A 23,737-nucleotide genomic window follows, 5' to 3' on the forward strand; every position below is an offset into this window, starting at 1 on the left:
ACCGCGGCTGAAACCGCCGCTGAATACAGGCGATGTCGCGCATTAAAGATTGATTGCCTGCTGCCGACTGCGGACAGAAAACCCGGCAGCTGTCCCACTTGGCAGCGCCAGCGTCGTAAACGAAAGGGGCCACGTGGGCCCCTTTCGCATGCAGCATCCAATGGATCCGAGTGTTACTCCACCGTAACGCTCTTGGCCAGGTTGCGCGGCTTGTCCACGTCGGTGCCGCGCGCCAGCGCGGTGTGGTACGCCAGCAGCTGCACCGGGATGGTGTGCACCACCGGGCTGAGCACGCCGGCATGGCGCGGGGTGCGGATCACGTGCACGCCTTCGGACGCGTTGAAGTTGCTGTCCTGGTCGGCGAACACGAACAGCTCGCCGCCACGCGCGCGCACTTCCTGCATGTTGGATTTGACCTTCTCCAGCAGGCTGTCGTTGGGTGCGATCACCACCACCGGCATGTCCTCGTCCACCAGCGCCAGCGGCCCGTGCTTGAGCTCGCCGGCCGGGTAGGCCTCGGCATGGATGTACGAGATTTCCTTCAACTTGAGCGCGCCTTCCAGGGCGATCGGATAGTGCAGGCCACGGCCGAGGAACAGCGCACTGCTCTTGCGTGCGAAGCGCTCGGCCCATGCGGCGATCTGCGGTTCCATGTTCAACGCATGCTGCACGCTGCCCGGCAGGAAACGCAGCTGCTCCAGGTAGTCCGCTTCCTGTGCGGCATCAACGCGGCCATGCAGCTTGCCCAGCACCACGGTCAGCTGGAACAGCGCGGCCAGCTGGGTGGTGAACGCCTTGGTCGAGGCCACGCCGATCTCGGCGCCGGCACGGGTGTAGCAGACCAGTTCGCTGGCGCGCGGAATCGCGCTTTCCGGCACGTTGCAGATCGACAGCGTGTGCGTGTGTCCCAGCGATTTGGCGTACTTCAGCGCTTCCATCGTGTCCAGCGTTTCGCCGGACTGGGAGATGGTCACGATCAGGTGCTTGGGATTGGCATACGCGGCGCGATAGCGGTATTCGCTGGCGATCTCCACGCTGCACGGCAGGCCGGCGATGGCCTCGATCCAGTAGCGCGCGGTCAGGCCCGAGTAGTAACTGGTACCACAGGCCAGGATCTGCACGCCCTCGATTCCCGACAGCACCGCTTCGGCATTCTTGCCGAACAGTTCGGCCGGGAAGCCACCAGCGTCGATCGCCGCTTCGATGGTGTCGCCCAGCGCACGCGGCTGCTCGTGGATCTCCTTCTGCATGAAGTGGCGGTACGGGCCCAGCTCCAGGGAGGCCAGCGAGACATCGGAGAGATGCACATCGCGCTCGATCGGCTGATCGTTGCCATCGAAGATGCTCACGCCATCCCGGCGGATCTCGGCGGTGTCGCCCTCTTCCAGGAAGATCACCTTGCGCGTGGCCGACAGCACGGCCGACACATCGGACGCCACGAAGTTCTCGCCCTCGCCCAGCCCGACCAGCAGCGGGCAGCCCATGCGGGCACAGACGAAGCGTTCCGGCTCGGCACGGCTGACCACGGCCAGCGCATAGGCACCGGTCAGTTCCTTCACCGTGTGCTGCAGCGCGACCAGCAGGTCATCGCCCTTCTTCAGATGGCGGTGGATCAGGTGGGCGATCACTTCGGTGTCGGTCTGCGACTCGAAGGTATAGCCCAGCGCGCGCAGCTTCTCGCGCTGCTCCTCATGGTTCTCGATGATGCCGTTGTGCACCAGCGCCACGCCATGGCTGATGTGCGGATGCGCGTTCGCCTCGGTGACACCACCATGGGTGGCCCAGCGGGTGTGGCCGATACCCAGGCTGGCGTTGAAGCCTTCAGCCTCGGCAGCAGTGGCCATCTCCGAGACACGACCGGTGCGGCGTACGCGGCGCACCTCGGGCCGTTCGGCCTGATCGATCACGGCGATGCCGGAGGAATCGTAGCCGCGGTATTCCAGTCGCTTCAGTCCTTCGATCAGCAGCGGCACCACGTCGCGCCCGGCGATCGCACCCACGATTCCACACATGTCACGCATTTCCTTGAAGACGGTCGCCGCATTCTAGCCTGCGCGTCCGCCAGCCCCCTCCTGTCCGCTTAATGAAAGTGTCCGGAAAGGTGTCCGCGGACACCCGGACAGTAGCGACACATGTTCAACTCATTGATGGAAAAGGAAATAAAGTTGGCACGCTGTGTGCTTTGTCCATAGCACCACTCTGGCACCACCGACAGGCACGAACCCGATGATCCGCGACACCTCCGCCCAGGACCAGATCGTTTCCTCCGCTTCAGCCAGTGCCCCCAAGGCCGCATGGCACCGTTACCGCTGGCCGGCCCTGGCGGGTATCGCGCTGCTGGCCGGCATCGGCTGGGCCGTGCATGCCTGGTCCAATGCCAGCAGCTCGTTCGACAGCAGCCGGGTGCGCATCGCCGAAGTGCAGCGCGGCGACCTGGTGCGCGACATCGCCGCCGACGGCCGCGTGATCGCCGCCAACAGCCCGGTGCTGTACGCCATCTCCGCCGGCACGGTGGACCTGAAGGTGGTCGCCGGTGACGTGGTCAAGAAGGGCCAGGAGCTGGCGATCATCGACAGCCCCGAGCTGCGCAGCAAGCTCGCCCAGGAGGAGGCCACCCTGGCCGGCCTGGAGGCCGAGGCCAGCCGCGCCAACCTGGATGCCACCCTGGCCCGGGCCAAATCGCGCAAGGAAACCGACCAGGCCAGCATCGAGCGACAGGCCGCCGACCGCGACCTGCAGCGCTACCAGCGCGGCTTCGATGGCGGCGCGGTGCCGCAGATCGATCTGGCCAAGGCCCAGGACACCCTGAAGAAGGCCGACATCAGTCTGGTCAATGCCACCACCGATGCACGCCTGCAGAGCCAGGGCGCGGACCTGGACGCACGCAACAAGCGTTTGCTGGCCGACCGCCAGAAGGCCGTAGTGGCCGAAGTGCGGCGCCAGGTCGACGCACTGACCCTGCGTGCACCGTTCGATGGCCAGGTCGGCCAGGTGCAGGCCACCCAGGCCACCAACCTTGCCGCCAACGCGCCGGTGCTGGGCGTGGTCGACCTGTCCAAGTTCGAAGTCGAGATCAAGGTGCCGGAGAGCTTCGCGCGCGATCTGGCGATCGGCATGCCGGCGCAGCTGACCGGCGGCAATGGCCAGCCGTTCCCGGGCGAGATCAGTGCGGTGTCGCCGGAAGTGGTCAATGGCGAAGTCAACGCACGCGTCCGCTTTGCCGCAGCCCAGCCGGAAGGCCTGCGCCAGAGCCAGCGGATGTCGGTGCGGGTGCTGCTGGATACCCGCAGGAACGTCATGAAGGTCGAGCGCGGCCCGTTCGTGGAACAGGGCAACGGCGTGGCTTACGTAATGGATGGCCGCACCGCGGTGCGTCGTCCGATCGAACTGGGCGTCAGCAGCCTGGGCGAAGTGGAAATCAAGTCGGGTGTGCAGCCGGGGGACCGCATCGTGGTCTCGGGCAGCGACCTGTTCAAGGACGCCGAACGCGTCTCCGTCAACTGACAACTTATTCATCCTGGAGAGAGGACACCCCATGTACATGCTCGAAATGCGTTCGGTCGCCAAGGTCTTCCGTACCGAACAGGTGGAAACCCACGCACTGCGTTCACTGGAACTGCAGGTCAAGGAAGGCGAGTTCGTCGCCGTCACCGGTCCATCCGGCTCCGGCAAGACCACCTTCCTCAACATCGCCGGCCTGCTGGAAACCTTCACCAGCGGCACCTACATGCTTGATGGCCAGGACGTCAGCAAGCTCGGCGATGATGCCCGCAGCCGCCTGCGCAACCAGAAGATCGGCTTCATCTTCCAGGGCTTCAACCTGATTCCGGACCTCAACCTGTTCGACAACGTGGACGTGCCGCTGCGCTACCGCAAGATGAGCGCCGGCGAGCGCCGCGAGCGCATCGAGAAGGCGCTGAGCCAGGTTGGCCTGGGTTCGCGCATGAAGCACTACCCGAACGAACTCTCCGGCGGCCAGCAGCAGCGCGCGGCGATTGCCCGTGCCCTGGCCGGCAGCCCGCGCCTGCTGCTGGCCGACGAACCGACCGGCAACCTGGACACGCAGATGGCGCGCGGAGTGATGGAACTGCTGGAGGAGATCAACGCCGCCGGCACCACCATCGTGATGGTCACCCACGACCCGGAACTGGCCGCACGCGCGCAGCGCAACGTGCACATCGTCGACGGCCAGGTCACCGACCTGGTGCGCGAGCCGGTGCTGGCCACCCCGCGTCGCATCGTCGCCGTCAACGAGTGAGGGCACGACCATGTTCGCCTACTACGCCCGACTGGCCGTGCGCAGCTTCCGCCGCAACAAGGTACTGACCGCGCTGATGGTGGTCGCCATCGCGCTGGGCATCGGTGCTTCGATGACCACCCTGACCGTGTTCCACGTGCTGTCCGGCGACCCGATCCCTGACAAGAGCGACCGCCTGTTCTACGTGCAGGTCGATCCGCGCCCGCGCTCGGGTTACCTGACCGGCGAAGAGCCGGAGACCCAGATGACCCGCTTCGATGCCGAGACGCTGCTGCGCGAGAAGCGTGGCGAGCGCCAGGCGATGATGAGTGCCGGTGACGCGACCATCGAGCCGGAGGGCAGCACGTTGAAGCCGTTCAACATCGATACCCGCTGGACCTCGGCTGACTTCTTCCCGATGTTCAACGTGCCGATGCTGTATGGCCGTGCCTGGACGGCCAGCGACGATGACGGTCGCTCCCGCGTGGTGGTGCTGTCCAAGGTGATCAACGACAAGCTGTTCCAGGGAGCGGACAGTGTCGGCCGTGAGATCCGTGCCGATGGTCATTCGCTGCGGGTGATCGGGGTGATGGACACCTGGAATCCGGAACCGCACTTCTTCGACCTGACCGTCGGCAACTACGGCCGCGAAGAGGACCTGATGATGCCGTTGTCCACCGCGATGGACCTCAAGCTCGGCAGCAACGGCAACATGAACTGCTTCCGCGACGGCGCACCCGATGACGACAGCAATTCGATCAACGCGCCGTGCACCTGGATCCAGTACTGGGTGGAGCTTGACCCGTCCAAGGCAGAGGACTACCGCCGCTACCTGGTGAACTACTCGGACCAGCAGCGGGCTGCTGGCCGTTTCGAGCGCCCGGCCAACGTGCGCCTGCGCACCGTGATGGAGTGGCTGACCTTCAACAACGCGGTACCAAGCGACGTGCGCCTGCAGATGTGGCTGGCCCTGGGTTTCCTCGGTGTCTGCCTGGTCAACACGGTCGGCCTGCTGCTGGCCAAGTTCCTGCGCCGCAGCGGTGAGATCGGCGTGCGTCGCGCACTGGGCGCCAGCCGCGGGCAGATCTTCCTGCAGTGCCTGGTCGAGGCGGGCGCGGTGGGCGTGGTCGGTGGCGTGCTCGGCATCGGCCTGGCACTGCTGGGCCTGTATGCAGTGCGCCAGCAGCCGGTGGACTACGCCAAGCTGGCCCACCTCGACGGCAGCATGCTGCTGCTCGCCCTCGGCCTGACCCTGCTGGCCAGCATTGCTGCCGGCTTCCTGCCCGCCTGGCGCGCGATGCAGGTCACCCCGGCCATCCAGCTCAAGTCGCAGTAAGCACCAGAACGAGGACTTCCCATGGACATCCGCCCCATCCTCAGCACCCTGCGCCGGCACAAGACCGCAGCCGCATTGATCGTGCTGGAAATCGCCCTGACCTGCGCCATCGTCTGCAATGCCCTGTTCCTGGTCACCCAGCGCGTGGAAAAGATCAGCCAGCCCAGCGGCCTGGCCGAGAACGAACTGGTCATGGTCCGGGTCAGCGGCATCGGCAAGCAGACCAACGCCATGGCCCGCACCAACGAAGACCTGGCATCGCTGCGCGCGATCCCCGGCGTGACCAGCGTGGCCAAGGTCAACCAGCTGCCGTTCCGCCGCAATTCGAGCAACACCAGCATCTCGCGCGAGCGTGACCAGGAACGGCCGACAGCCTTCGTGTCGCAGTACATGGTTGGCGAGAACGCGTTGTCCACGCTCGGCCTGCAGCTGGTCGCCGGCCGCGACTTCCAGCCCAGCGAGTACATCGACCTGGAAGAAGCACAGAAGAATCCGAAGCCCGACCGCGCCGCACCGGTGATCATCAACCAGCAGGTCGCCGCCAAGATGTACCCGGACCAGAGTGCGCTGGGCAAGACCTTCTACATGGGCAACCAGGCCCTGCATGTGGTTGGTGTGGTCGCCCATCTGGCCACCCCCACCGACTACAACGACAACAGCACCCTGTCGATGATCCTGCCGGTACGTACCGACTTCACCCGCGGCCCGTACATGCTGCGCACCTCACCGGAACGCCGCGATGAAGTGCTGAAGGGTGCGCTGGCCGCGCTGGAGCACAACGACCCCAACCGCTTGGTGCGCGAGAAACTGACCTACCAGGAACAGCGTGCCGACTACTTCAAGAACGACCGCTCGATGGTCGGCCTGCTGGTGACGGTCTGCGTGGCGCTGCTGGTTGTCACCGCCCTGGGCATCGTCGGCCTGGCCAGCTTCTGGGTACAGCAGCGCAGCAAGCAGATCGGCATCCGCCGCGCATTGGGCGCCACCCGCGGGCAGATCCTGCGCTACTTCCAGACCGAGAACTTCCTGCTGGCCACGCTGGGCATCGTGCTGGGCATGCTGGCGGCGTACGCCATCAACCTGGCCCTGATGAACATGTACGAGCTGCCGCGCATGCCGCTGCTGTACCTGCCGCTGGGCGCAGCGCTGCTGTGGCTGCTGGGGCAGATCGCCGTGTTCGGCCCGGCCCGCCGCGCCGCTGCGGTGCCCCCGGCCGTCGCCACGCGGGGGGCGTGAGATGCGCGCCAGCCTGCTGGTGCTGTTGCTGGCCCTGCCGCTGCCGGTACTCGCCGGCAGCAGCAGCGCGCAGACGCTGGAGTGGCGACAGGACGATGCGCGGCTGGCGCTGCGCTCGACCGAAGGCGTGGTGAGGGTGGATGCGGCCAGCCCGGAGCCGCGCTTCGGCGTGCGCCATGGCGACCGCATCCTGCGCGTGGACGACTCGCCGGTGCGGCAGATCGAACAGCTCGCCGACGCAATACGGGCGGCATCGACGCCCACCGTCCACCTGCTGCTGCGCCGCGATGGCCGGATGCTCACGGTACCGGTGGCGGTGTCGGCGTGGCGGGCGGCGCTGAACCCGCCAGCACCACCGCCACCGCCGCCCCCGCCACGGCGCTGAGTCCGGACGCCCCTGCGCTACCGCTGGTTTCGCTATATTGCAGAGCGGCCCGGTAGCGCCGGGCCATGCCCGGCGGTTCCAGCCGCTGCAACTGCACCCGCCCCGCCGGGCATGGCCCGGCGCTACCCTCTTTGCGACCCATGCCTGCGATCCTGATCATCGACGACAACGCCAGCGTGGGTACCGCGCTGGATGTGCTGTTCTCCCTGCATGACATCGACACCCTGCTGGCGCAGAGCCCGGCCGAAGGGCTGGCGCTGCTGGAATCGCAGCCGGTGGACCTGGTGATCCAGGACATGAATTTCAGCGAGGACACCACCTCCGGTGAGGAAGGCGAGGCGCTGTTCGCACAGATCCGCGAACGCCACCCCGATCTGCCGGTGATCCTGCTGACCGCCTGGACCCACCTGAGCAGCGCGGTGGACCTGGTCAAGGCCGGTGCCGCCGACTACCTGGCCAAGCCCTGGGATGACCGCAAGCTGCTGACCACGGTCAACAACCTGCTGGAATTGTCCGAAGCGCGGCGCGAGCTGGACCAGCGACGCCAGCGCGAACAGCGCCAGCGGCATGCGCTGGAAGACAAGTACGCATTGTGTGGTGCGGTGTTCGCCGACCCCGCCAGCGAGCGGGTGATCGCCCTGGCGTGCCAGGTCGCGCGCTCTGAGCTGCCGGTGCTGATCACCGGCCCCAATGGCGCGGGCAAGGAGAAGATCGCGCAGATCATCCAGGCCAACTCGCTGGTGGCCAAGGGCCCGTTCGTGGCGGTGAACTGCGGCGCCCTGCCCTCCGAATTGATCGAGGCCGAACTGTTCGGCGCCGAGGCCGGCGCCTATACCGGCGCCAACAAGGCGCGCGAAGGCAAGTTCGAGGCAGCCGACGGCGGCACGCTGTTCCTGGATGAGATCGGCAACCTGTCGCTGGGTGGGCAGATGAAGCTGCTGCGCGTGCTGGAGACAGGACGTTTCGAACGCCTGGGCTCCAACCGCGAACGCCAGGTCAAGGTGCGCGTGGTCAGCGCGACCAATGCCGACCTGCCGGCGATGATCCGCGAAGGTACGTTCCGCGAAGACCTTTACTACCGGCTCAACACGGTGGAACTGACGCTGCCGCCGCTGGCCGACCGCCCCGGCGACATCGTGCCGCTGGCCGAGCATTTCCTCAGCATCGGCAAGCCGCTGTCCAGCACGGCGGCCACCGCACTGCAGCGCCACCTGTGGCCGGGCAACGTGCGCGAGCTGCGCAACGTGATCCAGCGTGCCGAGCTGCTGGCCACCGGCAACCGCATCGAAGTGGCCGATCTCAACCTGCCGCGTGCATCTGCTGCACCGCGCCCGACGCCAAGCGCCGGCAATGATCCCGATCGCGCACGCATCGAAGAAGTGCTGGCGCGCAATCACGGCGTCATCGCACAGGCGGCCAACGAGCTTGGACTGAGCCGGCAGGCGCTGTACCGGCGCATGGACCGTCACGGCATCCCACGCGAATGAAGCGACGCTCCTTCACCTTCCGCCTGTTCCTGCGCCTGCTGCCGGTGCTGGCGCTGGCTGCCGCGCTGCCGTGGCTGCTGGCCTACTGGATGGACCATGGCTGGGTGGTGACCACGGTCTCCACGATCATCCTGCTGTCATTGATGTGGTGGACGCTGCGCCGCGCCACCGCACCGGTGCGCTCGTTGATGCGGGCGCTGTCCGGGACCACCAGCAGCTACCGCGACGGTGAGTACAACTTCGGCATCTACTGGCCCGGCAATGACGAACTGGGTGACCTGGTGCAGGCACACCGCGAGCTGGGCGAAGTGCTGCGCGCACAACGCCAGGGCCTGGTGCAGCGCGAACTGCTGCTGGATACCATGGTGCAGAACACCCCGGTGGCGATGCTGCTGATCGCCGCCGGTGGCGATGGCATTTCCCGCGTGGTGTTCTCCAACCTGGCCGCGCGCAAGCTGCTGCACAGCGGCTGGAAGCTGGAAGGCCAGCGCATGGAAGACGTGCTCGAGCAGCTGCCGGTGGAACTGCGCGATGCCATCGGCCGCGGCGGCGACAGCCTGTTTGCGGTGAAGTCGGAAAGCGAAGACGGCGTGGAAGGCGACGAGGACGACGAACAGGTCTATCACCTGTCGCGGCGCGCGTTCCAGCTCAACGGCCGCCCGCATGACCTGCTGTTGGTACGCCAGCTCACTGCCGAACTGCGCCGGCAGGAAGTACAGACCTGGAAGAAGGTGATCCGGGTGATCAGCCACGAACTCAACAACTCGCTGGCGCCGATCGCATCGCTGGCGCACTCCGGCGGCGAACTGGTCAAGCGCGAGCGCTTCGACCGGCTGCCGGAGATCTTCACCACCATCGAAGACCGCGCCCGCCACCTGGAAGGCTTCATCCGCGGCTACGCGCGTTTCGCCAAGCTGCCGCAGCCGCAGCTGCAGACCGTGCACTGGGCGCCGTTCCTGTCCAGCCTGTGCCAGCAGATTCCGTTCACGATGGAGCGTGCACCCGACGAGGAACTGAGCAGCCGGATCGACATCGCCCAGTTCGGCCAGGCCCTGCTCAACCTGCTGAAGAATGCACACGAGGCCTGCGCCGAAGCCGATCCGCCCAACGACGACGTGCAGGTGCAGCTGACCCGGCTGCCGCAGTGGCTGCGGCTGGATGTGCTGGACCGCGGCAAGGGCATGAACGAGCAGGTGCTGCAGAATGCGCTGATGCCGTTCTATTCGACCAAGCGCAACGGCACCGGGCTGGGGCTGGCCCTCACCCGCGAGATCGTCGAGGCGCACGGTGGTCGCGTGTCACTGCAGAACCGCACCGAGGGCGGGCTGTGTGTGTCGATCCTGTTGCCGGTGGGGTAGGTTTGTTCTTCCTTCTTCTGTTGATGGCTGAAGGTTGATCACGGTTCATGGGTGTCACTTTTCTTTGTACGCAAAGAAAAGTAACCAAAAGAAGCGTTCCGCCGGCCGCGAGCCGTCGTGCTGCGCATCGGTGCTCGGCTCGCTTCAAGACGGACTCGAGAAGCAGAGCAAAAGCATCCACGCATGGCGTGGATCTACTGGGTGCAGCTGTGGCCTTTGACTTGGGTCCGCCTTGAAGCGAGCCGAGCACCGCAGGGCCGGCGAGGGCGAAGAGGCGCGGGTGTCTGAGCGCAGCGAGTTCCCGCGCCGTCCCTCGACGGACCGAGGAGCGCAGGGTACCGGCGTGCGCAGCACGACGGCTCGCGGACTGGCGGCGCGTTTCTTTTGGTTACTTTTCTTTGCGTACAAAGAAAAGTGACACCCATGAACCGTGATCAACCTTCAGCAATCAACAGGAGAAGCAAAACTAAAGCACCCGTCGCATCGCCACCCGCAGGTGCATCGGGAATCCCAACGCGGCTTCCTCGGCCATCACCCCTCGCAGGCCCGCGCCCCACTCTGAATCCGGCAGCAGGGTGAATCCTTCGCTGGCATAGAAAGCCGCATTCCACGGCACATCGGACAACGTGGTCAGCACCGCCGCCGGATAGCCAAGCACCTTGGCCTCGGCGAGTGCGTGCTGCAGCAACGCCCGTCCGTAGCCACGGCGAGCATGATTGGGATCCACATCCATCTGCAGCACATGGAAATCGCCGTCGAGCGTACCGCCCAGCAGATAGCCGGCGATGCCGCCAGCGGCGCCTTCGATGATCCACAACAGGCCACGCCGCAGTCCGGCCTGCAACGTGGGAAGGTCCAGTCCATGACCGGCGAACACCGGGTACGCCTCGTGCCCGCGCAGCAGTTCACCCGCACGCTGTTCGATGCGGGGCAGCGCACTCAGTTCATCGACGCGCGGTGGCCTCGGCTCAGCTTTTCTTGATGGGGCGCTGCCAGCCATCGATGGTTTCCTGGCGCGCACGGGCTACGGTCAGCTTGCCGTCCGGCGCAGTGCGGGTGATGACCGAACCGGCAGCAATCGTCGCGCCTTCACCGATCAGCACCGGCGCCACCAGCGAACTGTTGGAGCCGATGAAAGCGTTGTCGCCGATGGTGGTGGTCGACTTGTTCACGCCGTCGTAGTTGCAGGTGATGGTGCCCGCGCCGATGTTGACCTTGCTGCCGATCACCGCGTCGCCCAGATAGGTGAGGTGGTTGGCCTTGCTGCCCACTCCCAGGGTGACCTTCTTGGTTTCCACGAAGTTGCCCACGTGCACGCCATCAGCCAGCACGGTGCCCGGGCGCAGGCGCGCGAACGGGCCGATCTGGGCCGCCCCCTCGCTGATCACGCCTTCCACATCGCAGTGCGCACGCACTTCGGTGCCCGCGCCGAGAGTGACGTCCTTCAGCCGGGTGAACGGGCCGATGGTCACGCCATCGCCGAGCACCACCTTGCCTTCAAGGATCACATCGACATCGATCATCACATCGCTGCCGACGACCACCTCACCCCGGATATCCACCCGCGCCGGATCGCGCACGCGCGCGCCCTGGATGCACAGCGCGCGCGCCGCGCGCCGTTGCCAGGCCCGTTCCAGCTGCGAGAGCTGCCACGGATCGTTCGCGCCTTCGGCGTCCTGCGCATCGGCCACCAGAGCCATCTCCGCCGGAGTGAACTCGCGGGCGGCAAAGGCGAACACATCGGTCAGGTAGTACTCGCCCTGCGCGTTGCTGTTGGACAGCTGCGACAGCCAGCGGCGCAGCGCCGTCGACTCGGCAGTGATGATGCCGGTATTGATGATGCGCACCCGGCGCTGTTCGTCATCGGCGTCCTTCTGCTCGACGATCGCCCCGACCTTGCCTTCGGCATCGCGCAGCACGCGACCATAGCCGGTGGGATCCTCGACATCGGCCACCAGCACGGCCAGCCGTCCCGGCTGGGCCAGCAGGTCGCGCAGGGTCTGCGCACGGATCAACGGCACATCGCCGTACAGCACCAGCACCTGGGCGGCGTCGGGCACCTCCGGCATGGCCTGGGCAACGGCGTGACCGGTACCCAGCTGCTGCGCTTGTTCCGCCCACAACAGGTCCGGCTGGTCAGCGAAGTAGCTCCGCACCTGGTCCCCGCCGTGGCCGTACACCACGTGGATGGCGGCCGGCTGCAGTTCCCGCGCCGTGGCGATCACATGCGCCAGCATCGGTTGCCCGGCAATCGGCTGCAGTACCTTGGGCAGCACCGACTTCATGCGCTTGCCGGCGCCAGCGGCGAGGATGATCACGTGCAGGGGTTGGGTCATGCGGGCGGTCCACGATTCGATGGCGGTGATTCTAGAACGGAGGCCGTTAACATGGAGCCCCCATCATGACCCCGGCACCATGAGCCTGCTTCGCCAAGGCCGTTCCTATCTCATCGTCGGCCTGCTGCAGTTACTGCTGGACTGGGCGGTGTTCGTGCTGGCGACGGCGGCCGGCATGCCGGCTGCCCCCGGCAACGTCTGCGGACGCGTGGCCGGCATGCTGCTGGGTTTCTGGCTCAATGGACGCATCACCTTCGCCGACGCCAACGGGCAGCGCCTGGGCTGGCGCCGCTTCGCACGATTCCTGCCGCTGTGGCTGCTGCTGACCGCGGCCAGCACGCTGCTGGTGGCCGCCGCCGACCATGCGCTGGGCCTGCGGTACGCCTGGCTGGCAAAGCCGCTGGTGGAAGCGGGCCTGGCGGTGGTGTCTTTCCTGCTGCTGCGCCATGTCGTGTACCGGTAACGGCGTTTCCGCTGCGTTGTCGACACATACAAAAACGCCGGCACTGGGCCGGCGTTCCTGCTTGATGGCGCTGGACCTCAGTGCTTGAGGGTCTTGCGCAGGCGCTCAAGCGCCTGCAGCTGGACAACGGCCTCTGCCAGCTTCTGCTGGGCTTCGGCCACTTCCATCGCTTCGCCGCGGTTGGCCAGGATGCGTTCGGCTTCTTCCTTGGCCTTGCGGACCGAGGCTTCGTCGATGTCCTGTGCGCGGATCGCGGTGTCGGCCAGCACGGTCACCACCTGCGGCTGCACTTCCAGGATGCCGCCGGAAATGGCGAAATCCAGCTGCTCGCCGCTCGGCGTGGTCACTACCACCTTGCCCGGCTTCAGGCGGGTGATCAGCGGTGCGTGCTTGGGCGCGATGCCCAGTTCGCCCAGCTCACCGGTGGCCACGACCAGGGTCGCTTCGCCACGGAAGATTTCCTGCTCGGCGCTGACGATGTCGCAACGGATGGTGCTCATGTAACTCTCTTCGCTAGGGGGCGGGTCGAACCCACCGCAGGGATTCCGCAGCGGTGGGCGCAGGCCCACCCCGTGTCACGGTCGGGACGGGCGTGTGCCCGTCCCCGCCGCATCAGGCCTTCTCGGCCATCTTCTTGGCCTTCTCGACCGCTTCTTCGATGCTGCCGACCATGTAGAACGCCTGCTCCGGCAGGTGGTCGTACTCGCCATCGACGATGGCCTTGAAGCCACGGATGGTGTCCTTCAGCGACACGTACTTGCCCGGCGAGCCGGTGAACACTTCGGCCACGTGGAACGGCTGGCTGAAGAAGCGCTCGATCTTGCGGGCGCGCGACACGGCCTGCTTGTCTTCTTCGGACAGTTCGTCCATGCCCAGGATGGCGATGATGTCCTTCAGTTCCTTGTACTTCTGCAGGGTCTGCTGGACGCGCTGGGCGGTGTCGTAGTGCTCGTGGCCGATGACCAGCGGGTCCATCTGGCGGCTGGTGGAGTCCAGCGGATCGACTGCCGGGTAGATACCCAGCGAAGCGATCGAACGCGACAGGGTCACGGTCGAGTCAAGGTGGGCGAAGGTGGTCGCCGGCGACGGATCGGTCAAGTCATCGGCCGGCACGTAGACGGCCTGGATCGAGGTGATCGAACCATTCTTGGTCGAGGTGATGCGCTCCTGCAGGACTCCCATTTCCTCGGCCAGGGTCGGCTGGTAACCCACTGCCGACGGCATACGACCCAGCAGTGCCGACACTTCGGTACCGGCCAGGGTGTAGCGGTAGATGTTGTCGACGAACAGCAGCACGTCCTTGCCCTTGCCGTTCTCGTCCTTCTCGTCGCGGAAGTACTCGGCCATGGTCAGGCCGGTCAGGGCGACGCGCAGACGGTTGCCCGGCGGCTCGTTCATCTGGCCGTACACCATCGCGACCTTGTCCAGGACGTTGGAGTCCTTCATCTCGTGGTAGAAGTCGTTGCCCTCACGGGTACGCTCACCCACGCCGGCGAACACGGACAGACCGCTGTGCGCCTTGGCGATGTTGTTGATCAGTTCCATCATGTTGACGGTCTTGCCGACGCCGGCGCCGCCGAACAGGCCGACCTTGCCGCCCTTGGCGAACGGGCACATCAGGTCGATGACCTTGATGCCGGTTTCCAGCAGCTCGGTGGCCGGGGACTGGTCTTCATACGACGGAGCAGCGCGGTGGATTTCCCAGGTGTCGCTGGAGGCGACCGGACCGGCTTCGTCGATCGGGCGGCCGAGCACGTCCATGATGCGGCCCAGGGTGCCAGCGCCGACCGGCACGGAGATGCCGCGGCCGGTGTTGGTGGCCACCAGGTTGCGCTTCAGGCCATCGGTGGAGCCCAGCGCGATGCAGCGGACCACGCCGTCACCGAGCTGCTGCTGCACTTCCAGGGTGATTTCGGTGTTGTCCACCTTCAGCGCGTGGTACACCTTCGGCACCGACTCGCGGGGGAATTCGACGTCGACGACGGCGCCGATGATCTGAACGATCTTGCCCTGACTCATTGCTGCATCCTCTAAATGTGTGCTTTTAACGAACGCGGTCAGACTGCTGCCGCGCCGCCGACGATTTCGGAGATTTCCTGGGTGATCGCTGCCTGGCGGGCCTTGTTGTAGACCAGCTGCAGGGTTCCGATCAGCTTGTTGGCGTTGTCACTGGCCGACTTCATCGCCACCATGCGCGCGGCATGCTCGGAAGCGACGTTTTCCAGCAGCGCCTGGTACACCAGCGACTCGATGTAACGCGTCATCACGTGCTCGAGCACGGTCGCGGCATCGGGTTCGTACAGGTAGTCCCAGTCGTGGTGCGCAACCTGCTTCTCAGCTGCCGGCAGCGGCAGCAGCTGATCGAAGCTGGCCTTCTGCGTCATCGTGTTGACGAAGCGGTTGTAGACCAGGTACACACGGTCGACCTTGCCTTCGGTGAAGGCGTCGAGCATGACCTTGATCACACCGATCAGCGATTCCAGCTTCGGCGTGTCGCCGATGTGGGTCACCGTGCCGACCATGTTCACCTTGACCCGGCGGAAGAAGGTCGATGCCTTCTGGCCGATGGTCACCAGGTCCACTTCGGCGCCCTTGTCCTGCCAGGCCTTGGCTTCGCCAAGCATCCTGCGGAACAGGTTGTTGTTGAGGCCGCCGGCCAGACCGCGATCGGAGGAGATCACGATGAAACCGACCCGCTTGACCTGCTCACGCTCGACCAGGAACGGATGCTGGTAGTCGGTGCTGGCCTGCGCCAGGTGGCCGATCACCTGCTTCATCGCCTGCGCGTACGGACGCGAGGTCTTCATCCGATCCTGCGCCTTGCGGATCTTGGAGGCCGAGACCATTTCCAGGGCGCGCGTCACCTTGCGGGTGTTCTGCACGCTCTTGATCTTGGTTTTGATTTCGCGTCCGCTTGCCATCTTTTATTCCCGTGGCGCGGGGCCGGGGCCCCGCGTTGTTCAACCGTTTGATCGTCTGGTCCAGCGGAGCATCGCTCCGCTCTACAGGACCTCGATTACCAGCTGCCGGTGGTCTTGAACTCTACGATGCCCTTCTTGAAGGCACCTTCGATGTCGTTGTCCCAACCGCCGGTGGCGTTGACCTTGCCGATCAGTTCGCCCTGGGTGTTGGCGAAATGCGCGTGCAGGCCTTCTTCGAACGCCAGCAGCTTGCTGACCGGCACGTCGTCGAGGTAACCCTCGTTGACGGCGTAGATCGACAGCGCCTGGTTGGCGATCGACATCGGCGCGTACTGCTTCTGCTTCATCAGCTCGGTGACGCGCTGGCCGCGCTCAAGCTGCTTGCGGGTGGCTTCGTCCAGGTCCGAGGCGAACTGCGCGAACGCAGCCAGCTCGCGGTACTGGGCCAGCGAGATACGGATGCCGCCGGACAGCTTCTTGATGATCTTGGTCTGCGCCGAGCCACCGACGCGCGACACCGAGATACCGGCGTTCACGGCCGGGCGGATGCCGGCGTTGAACAGATCGGTTTCCAGGAAGATCTGGCCGTCGGTGATCGAGATCACGTTGGTCGGAACGAACGCGGAAACGTCGCCGGCCTGGGTCTCGATGATCGGCAGCGCGGTCAGCGAACCGGTCTTGCCGGTCACCGCACCGTTGGTGAACTTCTCGACGTACTCTTCGGACACGCGGGCAGCGCGCTCGAGCAGACGGGAGTGCAGGTAGAACACGTCACCCGGGTAGGCTTCACGGCCCGGCGGGCGCTTCAGCAGCAGCGAGATCTGGCGGTAGGCCACGGCCTGCTTGGACAGATCGTCGTACACGATCAGCGCGTCTTCGCCGCGGTCCATGAAGTACTCGCCCATGGTGCAGCCCGAGTAGGCGCTGATGTACTGCATCGCGGCCGATTCGGACGCGGTGGCAGCCACCACGATGGTGTGCGCCAGGGCGCCGTTCTCTTCCAGCTTGCGCACGATGTTGGCAACGGTCGAGGCCTTCTGGCCGATCGCGACGTACACGCACTTGATGCCGGTGCCCTTCTGGTTGATCACCGCATCGATGGCCAGTGCGGTCTTGCCGGTCTGGCGGTCACCGATGACCAGCTCGCGCTGGCCACGGCCGATCGGGATCATCGAGTCGACCGACTTGTAACCGGTCTGCACCGGCTGGTCGACCGACTTGCGCCAGATCACGCCCGGAGCAACGCGCTCCACCGGAGCGGTCAGCTGGGTGGCCAGCGGGCCCTTGCCGTCGATCGGCTCGCCGAGCGCGTTGACGACGCGGCCCAGCAGTTCCGGACCGACCGGCACTTCCAGGATGCGGCCGGTGGTCTTGGCGACGTCACCTTCGCGCACGTTCTCGTAGCCACCCAGGACCACGGCGCCGACCGAGTCGCGCTCCAGGTTCAGGGCCAGGGCAAAGGTGTTGTTCGGCAGTTCGATCATTTCGCCCTGCATCACGTCGGCCAGACCGAAGATGCGCACGATGCCGTCGGACACGCTGGTCACGGTGCCTTCGTTGCGCGATTCCGCGGCCAGCTTGACCTTCTCGATGCGGTTCTTGATCAGTTCGCTGATTTCGGAGGGGTTGAGCGTGGTTGCCATCGTCAAGTCCTAGTGCCGGCAGCGGGGCCGGACGTTAAATGAATTCAGTTAGCGAGCGCGGTCTGCAGACGGGCCAGCTTGCCCTTCAGCGAACCATCGATGACCACGTCGCCGGCGTCGATCACAGCGCCGCCGATCAGCGAGGCGTCGACCGCGGTGGCCACTTCGACCTCGCGGTTGAAGCGCTTGCGCAGCGCGGCCTTGATCGCGTCCAGCTCGGCAACCGACAGCTCGGCCGCGGAGGTCACCGTGGCCTTGACCACGTGCTCGGCCTCGGCGCGCAGGGCGTCGAACATGCCGGCGATCTCCGGCAGCAGCGGCAGACGATGCGACTCGGCAAGCACAGCCAGGAAGCGCGAGTAGGTCTCGCCGCGGGACTCCGGCGCCAGCAGGGCGATGGCGTCATCGCGACCCAGCTCCGGGTTGGCGAGCAGGGCCGCCACGCGCGGGTCGGCGGCGACGTGGGCGGAGAACGCCAAAGCGTCCGACCACGGCGCGAACGCGCCTTCGTCACGCGCGGTCGCGAAGGCGGCGCGGGCGTACGGGCGGGCAAGCGTGAGGGCCTGGCTCATCCTTAAATCTCCGAGGCCAGCTCGTCGAGCAGCGCCTTGTGGGCGTTGGCGTCGATTTCGCGCTTGAGCAGCTTTTCGGCACCGGTCACGGCCAGCGCGGACACCTGCTTGCGCAGATCTTCACGGGCACGGTTGGCGGCGGCGTCGATTTCGGCCTGGGCCAGGTCCTTCTGACGGGTGGCTTCGGCAACAGCTTCGTTGCGGGCCGCGTCGACGATCTGGTTGGCACGCGCGTGGGCCTGGTCGATGATCTCGTTGGCCTTGGTGCGGGCTTCCTTCAGCGCTTCATTGACCTTGTCCTGCGCCTGGGCCAGATCTTTCTGGCTGCGGTCGGCAGCAGCGAGGCCTTCAGCGATCTTCTGCTGGCGCTCTTCGATCGCGTTCATCAGCGGCGGCCAGATCTTGGTCGCGATGAGCCAGATCAGGGCGGCAAAGGCCAGGGCCTGGGCGATGAGGGTAAAACCGATATCCATGGGGTTCGCTCAGTCGGTTGTGACGGGATGGATGCGCCGCCACACGGGCGGCGCCTCCGAACCTTCATCCGCGACCAGGCGCCTGCGGCGCCCGGTCGTTTCACTTTCGCTGGATCAGCCAGCGATTGCCGGCAGGCGCGAGACGAACTCGCCGACCAGCGGGTTGGCGAAGGCGAACAGCAGGCCCACGGCGACCGAGATGATGAAGGCGGCGTCGATCAGGCCGGCGGTGATGAACATGCGGACCTGCAGGACCGGGATCAGTTCCGGCTGGCGCGCGGCCGACTCCAGGAACTTACCGGCCATGATGGCCAGACCCAGACCGGCGCCCAGCGCGGCCAGGCCGATCATGATGCCGACGGCGAGGACGGTGGAGCTCTGAACTTGGGCGAGATTGGTCAGGACGGCGAAGTACATGGTTTTCTCCAGGAACTTGATTGCTAAGGGTTTAGAAACAAACGGATGAAGGGTGAAGCGAAACTCAGTGAGCGTCTTCCGACAGGCTCAGGTACACGATGGACAGCATCATGAAGATGAAGGCCTGCAGCGGGATCACCAGCAGGTGGAACAGCATCCAGCCGAAGCCGGCGAACGCGCCTGCAAACATGCCGGCGATACCTGCACCGCCCAGCACCCAGATCAGCAGGAACACGATTTCACCGCCGAACATGTTGCCGAACAGTCGCATCGCCAGCGAAATCGGCTTGCTCAGCCACTCGACGATGTTCAGGATCAGGTTGAACGGCATCATCCACTTGCCGAACGGTGCGGTCAGGAATTCCTTGGTGAAACCACCAATACCCTTGGCGCGCAACGCGAAGAACAGCATCAGGAAGAACACGCTGATCGACATGCCCAGGGTGGCATTGACGTCGGCGGTGGGGACCGGCTTCCAGTACGGCACGCCCATCAGCTCGAGCGGCTTGGCGATGAAGTCGGCCGGGATCATCTTGATGAGGTTCATCAGGAGGATCCAGAAGAAGATCGTGATCGCGATCGGGGTCACCAGCTTGCTGGTGCCGTGATAGGTGTCCTTGGCCTGGCGGTCAACGAACTCCAGGCAGATCTCGACGAATGCCTGCCACTTGCCCGGCACGCCGGAGGTGGCCTTGCGGGTCGCCATCCAGAAGGCGACAACCATCACCAGGCCCATCAGCAGCGAGGTTACCAGCGTGTCCACGTGGATCGCCCACGGGGTGCCATGACCTGCAGTCAGATTGTGCAGGTGATGCTGGATGTAGGAGGTGGGTGTAAGCGCCTCGCCTGCCATGTGTCCGGAACCTTAAGTTAAATGAATTCGATTAGCGCCTGGCCATGGCCAGGACCTGGAACATCAGCCCGACGGCGATACCGGCCAACAGCGCCAGTGCAGGCAGCTTGAAGACCAGGAACCCCACCATCAGGACACCAAAAACGAGCGCCCACTTGGCCACGATCGCAACGATCAGGCGTGCCATGGCCGAACCGGCCCCCAGCGCACCACCACCCAGCGCCATCCGTGCCGCCACCCAACCACCGGCCGAAACCGCTACACCGGATGCCAGGGCACCAAGGGCATACTTCGGCCCCACCAGCAGGAAGGCCAGAGCCAGGACAGCCACCGCGGCCAGCGGGTAGACCGCGGCGCGCAGCATCAGTCGCCGACCCGTTTCTACGGAGTTCAGCACAGGACGTCCCGCGTGGTTACAAGTGGATGGCTGAGGCGACTACAGCAGGGGGGCCTCATCGAGCCGCCAAATTATAGCAATGGGACAATTTGCGAGACAACCGCTGCCTGTTCATATCGGAACAGCGCAAGTTGCGGTAAGGGCTGCGGTTTTGCAGCCCACCACGGGGACAATGCCATCTGCGCGATGTTGCGGTGCAGCGCATTGAACTTTGGTCGCAGGCGGCGGAACTTTCCGCCGACGGCAGTGGTCCCATCTTCCGACCTGCCTGCAGCTACCTCGTCGACGCTTCGCCTGCAGGTCCCCATGATGGCCCCGAAGCGCCGCTCCGGGGCCATCTTTTCGCAGGGCGCTGACAGCGCTGAACCGTCCACATCGCGTGGACCATACCTTCACGAATGGTGGACAGCGACGTCCGGCAAAGTGGCCTTCATTCCGATGAACCACTGCAAGGACTCTTTCGATGCGCTCCGTCCCCACCCTGCTCGCCCTCTCGCTTCTCGCCGCCGGCGCGTCGTTCGCCTCCTCCGCCCATGCCGCCGAAGGCGATGACCGCTTCGCCCTGCGCCTGGGTGCGATGAACATCGACTCGGACAACACCCTGCGCGGCAACACCAATGTCGCCGGCCAGGACATCGGCTTCTCCGAGGACTTCAAGCTGGGTGGCAAGGAATGGGAGCCGCGCATCGACGGCATGTTCCGCATCAGCAACCGCCAGCGCCTGCTGTTCAACTACTTCAAGTACGACAAGGACCGCCGCGAGACGCTTGGCCAGGACATTTCCTTCGGCAACGTCAACGTGCCGGCCGACAGCTTCGTCAAGGCCGAGCTGAAGTACCAGGTGGCCAGCCTGGTGTATGACTACTCGGTGGTGGACACCGAGAAGTTCGATCTCGGCCTGCAGCTGGGTGCCGAATACGCCAAGGTCAGCACCAAGGGCTACGCCGACCTGGGCACGGTGTATGAAGGCCAGTTCCTGGACGAGAAGACCGACGGTGTGGCGCCGGTGGTCGGTGCACGCCTGAGCTTCACCCCGTCCGAAAAGTGGATGATCACCCTGCAGGGCCAGTACCTCAACACGCGCTGGGGCAGCTTCGACGACTACAAGGGTGACCTCAGCCGCGCCAACGCGATCGTCGATTACCGCTTCACCCAGAACTTCGGCGTATTCGCCGGCTACGACTGGTTCAAGCTGGATGCGGACAAGAAGGGCAGCGACGGCACCATCGGCCTGAAGCAGGAATTCAAGGGCCCGGTGGCGGGTATCAGCGTCACCTTCTAAACCCTGCTCCCCTTCCACAGCATTCTCTCTCCTGGCGCGGCCTCCGGAACATCGGGGGCCGCGTTTTTTTGTGGCTTCCTGGCAGAAGAGCAGAAGCGGGTTGGTCGAGCGCTGGAGGGAGAGGGGGCCGGGTGCGAATGTCCCCCGGCGCCGGCCTGCGGCCGTCACCTCCTCCTTTACTTCGCACCCGGCCCCCTCTCCCTCCGCGTGTCAGGCATCCAGGCAGCCGCTGCGGTGGGAGTGGTTGTGGCTTCCGCCTTCCGCAAGCCGAGCCGCTGCGCGGGCGGCAGGCGTTTCGACAAAGTAAAGGAGGAGGCGACCGCCGAAGGCGGGCGACGGGGGACATTTGTCGAAATGCCTGCCGCCCGCGCAGCGGCCCTACAGCTCGCAAAAATCCGGAACGGAGAAACAAAAAAACCCCGGCAATGCCGGGGCTTTTTGTTCGGGAAGGCGCGGGCGCCTTATTTCTTCTTCGGCATGTACAGATCGGTGATCGTGCCGTCGTAGATTTCCGAGGCCATCGCCACCGACTCGCTCAGCGTCGGATGCGCATGGATGGTGTGGCCGATATCCTCGGCCTCGGCACCCATCTCGATCGCCAGGCCGATCTCGGCCAGCAGGTCACCGGCGTGCACGCCGACGATCGCACCGCCGATGATGCGGTGGCTGTCCTCGTCGAAGATCAGCTTGGTGAAGCCCTCGGTGCGACCGATGCCGATCGCGCGGCCGCTGGCGGCCCACGGGAACTTGGCCACGCCAACCTTCAGGCCCTTGGCCTTGGCTTCGGTCTCGGTGACGCCAACCCAGGCGATTTCCGGGTTGGTGTAGGCCACCGACGGAATCACCCGCGCGACCCACTCCTTCTTGTGCCCGGCAGCCACTTCGGCCGCCAGCTTGCCCTCGTGCGTGGCCTTGTGGGCCAGCATCGGGTTGCCGACGATGTCGCCGATGGCAAAGATGTGCGGCACGTTGGTGCGCATCTGCCGGTCGACCGGAATGAAGCCACGATCGGTCACCTGCACGCCGGCCTTTTCAGCATCGATCTTCCTGCCGTTCGGCGAACGACCCACGGCCACCAGCACGCGGTCGAAGGTGCCCTGCGCCAATGCCGGCGCCTGGCCTTCCTCGGCGGCTTCGAAGGTCACGGTGATGCCCTTGGCATCGGCGGTCACGCCGGAGGCCTTGGTCTTCAGGTGCACGTCAATGCCCTGCTTCTTCAGGCGGTCGGCCAGCGGCTTGACCAGGTCCTTGTCGGCGCCCGGCATCAGCTGGTCCATGAACTCGACCACGGTGACCTTGCTGCCCAGCGCGCCATACACGGTGGCCATTTCCAGGCCGATGATGCCACCACCGACGACCAGCAGCGAACCCGGCACTTCGGCCAGTTCCAGTGCGTCGGTGGAGTCCATCACGCGCTTGTCGTCCCACGGGAAGTTCGGCAGCTTCACCGCCTGCGAACCGGCGGCGATGATGCACTTCTGGAAGCGCAGCAGCTGGGTGCTGCCGTCAGCGGCGGTGATCAGCAGCTCGTTGGCCGACACGAACGTACCAACGCCCTGCACATTGCGGACCTTGCGCTGCTTGGCCATGCCGGCCAGGCCCTTGGTCAGCTGGTTGACGACCTTTTCCTTGTACTGGCGCAGCTTGTCCAGGGTGATGGTCGGCTTGCCGAACTCGACGCCGAAATCACCGGCATGGGCGACTTCGTCGATCACCGCAGCGGCATGCAGCAGTGCCTTGGACGGGATGCAGCCCACGTTGAGGCAGACGCCGCCGAGGCTGGCGTAGCGCTCGACCAGCACCGTATCCAGGCCGACGTCGGCGGCGCGGAAGGCGGCGGTGTAGCCGCCCGGGCCCGAGCCCAGCACGACCATTTCGCATTCGATGTCGGCGGCCTTGCCACTGGCCAGCGCCGGCTTCGGTGCTGCAGGCTCGGCGGGGGCGCGGTGCGACGGCGTCACCGGCGGCTTGCTGGCCGGGGCGGCGGCCGCTGGGGCCGGCGCAGCGGCCTTGGCCGGCGCTTCAGCGGCGCCTTCGGTCTCCAGCAGCACTACGACCGCGCCTTCGGACAGCGTGTCGCCCAGCTTGACCTTGATTTCCTTGACCACGCCGGCTGCCGAGGACGGCACTTCCAGGGTCGCCTTGTCCGACTCCAGGGTCACCAGACCCTGGTCTTTCTTCACCGTATCGCCAACGGCGACCAGCACTTCGATCACCGGCACATCGCTGTAATCGCCGATGTCGGGAACCTTGATTTCAATCGTGGCCATGGTGGGTTTTCCTCGTGCCCGACCGGCGTGGCCGGCGGGCTGTCACTGCGTTTCGACAGGCGGCCGCGCCA

Annotated in this window: 22 protein-coding genes; 9 read left to right on the plus strand and 13 right to left on the minus strand. The window is 65.5% G+C overall.

Translation table 11 applies throughout. The annotated features are described in order from the left end of the window. Positions 1-173: 173 nt before the first annotated feature. Entirely contained in the window at positions 174-2,012 is a 1,839-nt protein-coding gene (glmS, locus tag LC407_RS20600; protein ID WP_223483517.1) for a glutamine--fructose-6-phosphate transaminase (isomerizing), read from the minus strand. Positions 2,013-2,226: 214 nt separating this feature from the next. Here glmS and LC407_RS20605 point away from each other — a divergent pair, with 214 nt between their 5' ends. The 7 genes from LC407_RS20605 (at position 2,227) to LC407_RS20635 (ending at position 10,039) form a co-directional block, all read left to right on the plus strand. Beyond that, the gene (locus tag LC407_RS20605; protein WP_025877336.1) at positions 2,227-3,504 is read left to right on the plus strand and encodes an efflux RND transporter periplasmic adaptor subunit; all 1,278 of its coding nucleotides are present in this window, start codon (positions 2,227-2,229) and stop codon (positions 3,502-3,504) included. Between the two features lie 31 nt (positions 3,505-3,535). After that, positions 3,536-4,258 carry an ABC transporter ATP-binding protein gene (locus LC407_RS20610; RefSeq protein ID WP_032976565.1) on the plus strand — a complete coding sequence of 241 codons (723 nt, stop codon included), beginning with the start codon at positions 3,536-3,538 and terminating at the stop codon, positions 4,256-4,258. Positions 4,259-4,268: 10 nt separating this feature from the next. Then, positions 4,269-5,573, plus strand: a complete 1,305-nt coding sequence (locus LC407_RS20615; protein WP_025877340.1) for an ABC transporter permease — start codon at positions 4,269-4,271, stop codon at positions 5,571-5,573. A 21-nt stretch (positions 5,574-5,594) separates the two neighbouring features. Next, entirely contained in the window at positions 5,595-6,809 is a 1,215-nt protein-coding gene (locus LC407_RS20620; RefSeq protein WP_080149800.1) for an FtsX-like permease family protein, read from the plus strand. A 1-nt stretch (position 6,810) separates the two neighbouring features. Continuing rightward, positions 6,811-7,194, plus strand: a complete 384-nt coding sequence (locus LC407_RS20625; protein WP_223483518.1) for a PDZ domain-containing protein — start codon at positions 6,811-6,813, stop codon at positions 7,192-7,194. 140 nt (positions 7,195-7,334) lie between these two features. Next, on the plus strand, positions 7,335-8,681 hold the full coding sequence (locus tag LC407_RS20630; RefSeq protein ID WP_223483519.1) for a sigma-54 dependent transcriptional regulator: 1,347 nt from the start codon (positions 7,335-7,337) through the stop codon (positions 8,679-8,681). Next, positions 8,678-10,039 (plus strand): ATP-binding protein, encoded by a 1,362-nt coding sequence (locus tag LC407_RS20635; protein ID WP_025877347.1) that lies wholly within the window; start codon positions 8,678-8,680, stop codon positions 10,037-10,039. Before LC407_RS20630 ends, LC407_RS20635 begins: the two co-directional genes overlap by 4 nt. Positions 10,040-10,505: 466 nt before the next feature. Here the strand turns inward: LC407_RS20635 and LC407_RS20640 are convergent, their stop codons facing one another. Both LC407_RS20640 and glmU read right to left on the minus strand, forming a co-directional pair. Then, positions 10,506-11,039: a GNAT family N-acetyltransferase gene (locus LC407_RS20640; protein WP_223483520.1), complete on the minus strand. Its 534-nt coding sequence runs from the start codon at positions 11,037-11,039 to the stop codon at positions 10,506-10,508. Continuing rightward, complete coding sequence (glmU, locus tag LC407_RS20645) at positions 11,008-12,375, minus strand: bifunctional UDP-N-acetylglucosamine diphosphorylase/glucosamine-1-phosphate N-acetyltransferase GlmU (protein WP_223483521.1); 1,368 nt, start codon at positions 12,373-12,375, stop codon at positions 11,008-11,010. The genes LC407_RS20640 and glmU overlap by 32 nt, the downstream gene beginning before the upstream one ends. Positions 12,376-12,454: 79 nt before the next feature. Between glmU and LC407_RS20650 the strand changes: the two genes are divergently transcribed. Next, entirely contained in the window at positions 12,455-12,838 is a 384-nt protein-coding gene (locus LC407_RS20650) for a GtrA family protein (protein ID WP_033832275.1), read from the plus strand. Between the two features lie 77 nt (positions 12,839-12,915). Here the strand turns inward: LC407_RS20650 and LC407_RS20655 are convergent, their stop codons facing one another. The 9 genes from LC407_RS20655 to LC407_RS20695 form a co-directional block, all read right to left on the minus strand. Beyond that, positions 12,916-13,338, minus strand: coding sequence for a F0F1 ATP synthase subunit epsilon (locus tag LC407_RS20655; protein ID WP_025877355.1), 423 nt, complete (start codon positions 13,336-13,338; stop codon positions 12,916-12,918). A gap of 112 nt (positions 13,339-13,450) precedes the next feature. After that, complete coding sequence (gene atpD / locus LC407_RS20660; protein WP_025877357.1) at positions 13,451-14,857, minus strand: F0F1 ATP synthase subunit beta; 1,407 nt, start codon at positions 14,855-14,857, stop codon at positions 13,451-13,453. Positions 14,858-14,895: 38 nt separating this feature from the next. Further along, a complete protein-coding gene (gene atpG / locus LC407_RS20665) occupies positions 14,896-15,759 on the minus strand; it encodes a F0F1 ATP synthase subunit gamma (RefSeq protein WP_025877359.1) in 864 nt (287 codons plus the stop codon). Positions 15,760-15,854: 95 nt separating this feature from the next. Beyond that, on the minus strand, positions 15,855-17,402 hold the full coding sequence (gene atpA / locus LC407_RS20670; RefSeq protein ID WP_025877361.1) for a F0F1 ATP synthase subunit alpha: 1,548 nt from the start codon (positions 17,400-17,402) through the stop codon (positions 15,855-15,857). A gap of 44 nt (positions 17,403-17,446) precedes the next feature. Next, positions 17,447-17,974, minus strand: a complete 528-nt coding sequence (locus LC407_RS20675; protein ID WP_025877363.1) for a F0F1 ATP synthase subunit delta — start codon at positions 17,972-17,974, stop codon at positions 17,447-17,449. Between the two features lie 2 nt (positions 17,975-17,976). Then, the gene (locus LC407_RS20680) at positions 17,977-18,447 is read right to left on the minus strand and encodes a F0F1 ATP synthase subunit B (RefSeq protein WP_025877365.1); all 471 of its coding nucleotides are present in this window, start codon (positions 18,445-18,447) and stop codon (positions 17,977-17,979) included. A gap of 114 nt (positions 18,448-18,561) precedes the next feature. Further along, positions 18,562-18,864, minus strand: a complete 303-nt coding sequence (gene atpE, locus LC407_RS20685) for a F0F1 ATP synthase subunit C (protein WP_025877367.1) — start codon at positions 18,862-18,864, stop codon at positions 18,562-18,564. Positions 18,865-18,928: 64 nt separating this feature from the next. Beyond that, positions 18,929-19,717 (minus strand): F0F1 ATP synthase subunit A, encoded by a 789-nt coding sequence (gene atpB, locus LC407_RS20690; protein WP_025877369.1) that lies wholly within the window; start codon positions 19,715-19,717, stop codon positions 18,929-18,931. 31 nt (positions 19,718-19,748) lie between these two features. Continuing rightward, a complete protein-coding gene (locus tag LC407_RS20695; protein ID WP_032952006.1) occupies positions 19,749-20,081 on the minus strand; it encodes a hypothetical protein in 333 nt (110 codons plus the stop codon). Positions 20,082-20,577: 496 nt separating this feature from the next. Between LC407_RS20695 and LC407_RS20700 the strand changes: the two genes are divergently transcribed. Beyond that, complete coding sequence (locus LC407_RS20700) at positions 20,578-21,396, plus strand: hypothetical protein (RefSeq protein ID WP_025877373.1); 819 nt, start codon at positions 20,578-20,580, stop codon at positions 21,394-21,396. Positions 21,397-21,857: 461 nt separating this feature from the next. Here LC407_RS20700 and lpdA read toward each other — a convergent pair whose 3' ends face one another. Beyond that, entirely contained in the window at positions 21,858-23,666 is a 1,809-nt protein-coding gene (lpdA, locus tag LC407_RS20705) for a dihydrolipoyl dehydrogenase (RefSeq protein ID WP_223483522.1), read from the minus strand. Positions 23,667-23,737 lie beyond the last annotated feature (71 nt).

The sequence above is a fragment of the Stenotrophomonas sp. OVS01A genome (genome assembly GCF_019969775.1).
Classification (GTDB): Bacteria; Pseudomonadota; Gammaproteobacteria; order Xanthomonadales; family Xanthomonadaceae; genus Stenotrophomonas; species Stenotrophomonas indicatrix.

Bases quoted from the DNA above. Each gene is read 5' to 3' on its own strand.
- LC407_RS20700 (WP_025877373.1), top strand. From the start codon at position 20,578: ATGCGCTCCGTCCCCACCCTGCTCGCCCTCTCGCTTCTCGCCGCCGGC.
- glmU (WP_223483521.1), bottom strand. From the start codon at position 12,375: ATGACCCAACCCCTGCACGTGATCATCCTCGCCGCTGGCGCCGGCAAG.
- LC407_RS20615 (WP_025877340.1), top strand. From the start codon at position 4,269: ATGTTCGCCTACTACGCCCGACTGGCCGTGCGCAGCTTCCGCCGCAAC.
- atpG (WP_025877359.1), bottom strand. From the start codon at position 15,759: ATGGCAAGCGGACGCGAAATCAAAACCAAGATCAAGAGCGTGCAGAAC.
- atpA (WP_025877361.1), bottom strand. From the start codon at position 17,402: ATGGCAACCACGCTCAACCCCTCCGAAATCAGCGAACTGATCAAGAAC.
- atpE (WP_025877367.1), bottom strand. From the start codon at position 18,864: ATGTACTTCGCCGTCCTGACCAATCTCGCCCAAGTTCAGAGCTCCACC.
- LC407_RS20655 (WP_025877355.1), bottom strand. From the start codon at position 13,338: ATGAGCACCATCCGTTGCGACATCGTCAGCGCCGAGCAGGAAATCTTC.
- LC407_RS20650 (WP_033832275.1), top strand. From the start codon at position 12,455: ATGAGCCTGCTTCGCCAAGGCCGTTCCTATCTCATCGTCGGCCTGCTG.
- LC407_RS20610 (WP_032976565.1), top strand. From the start codon at position 3,536: ATGTACATGCTCGAAATGCGTTCGGTCGCCAAGGTCTTCCGTACCGAA.
- LC407_RS20695 (WP_032952006.1), bottom strand. From the start codon at position 20,081: ATGCTGCGCGCCGCGGTCTACCCGCTGGCCGCGGTGGCTGTCCTGGCT.
- LC407_RS20625 (WP_223483518.1), top strand. From the start codon at position 6,811: ATGCGCGCCAGCCTGCTGGTGCTGTTGCTGGCCCTGCCGCTGCCGGTA.
- LC407_RS20640 (WP_223483520.1), bottom strand. From the start codon at position 11,039: ATGGCTGGCAGCGCCCCATCAAGAAAAGCTGAGCCGAGGCCACCGCGC.
- lpdA (WP_223483522.1), bottom strand. From the start codon at position 23,666: ATGGCCACGATTGAAATCAAGGTTCCCGACATCGGCGATTACAGCGAT.
- LC407_RS20605 (WP_025877336.1), top strand. From the start codon at position 2,227: ATGATCCGCGACACCTCCGCCCAGGACCAGATCGTTTCCTCCGCTTCA.
- LC407_RS20675 (WP_025877363.1), bottom strand. From the start codon at position 17,974: ATGAGCCAGGCCCTCACGCTTGCCCGCCCGTACGCCCGCGCCGCCTTC.
- LC407_RS20680 (WP_025877365.1), bottom strand. From the start codon at position 18,447: ATGGATATCGGTTTTACCCTCATCGCCCAGGCCCTGGCCTTTGCCGCC.
- glmS (WP_223483517.1), bottom strand. From the start codon at position 2,012: ATGTGTGGAATCGTGGGTGCGATCGCCGGGCGCGACGTGGTGCCGCTG.
- LC407_RS20620 (WP_080149800.1), top strand. From the start codon at position 5,595: ATGGACATCCGCCCCATCCTCAGCACCCTGCGCCGGCACAAGACCGCA.
- LC407_RS20630 (WP_223483519.1), top strand. From the start codon at position 7,335: ATGCCTGCGATCCTGATCATCGACGACAACGCCAGCGTGGGTACCGCG.
- atpB (WP_025877369.1), bottom strand. From the start codon at position 19,717: ATGGCAGGCGAGGCGCTTACACCCACCTCCTACATCCAGCATCACCTG.
- LC407_RS20635 (WP_025877347.1), top strand. From the start codon at position 8,678: ATGAAGCGACGCTCCTTCACCTTCCGCCTGTTCCTGCGCCTGCTGCCG.
- atpD (WP_025877357.1), bottom strand. From the start codon at position 14,857: ATGAGTCAGGGCAAGATCGTTCAGATCATCGGCGCCGTCGTCGACGTC.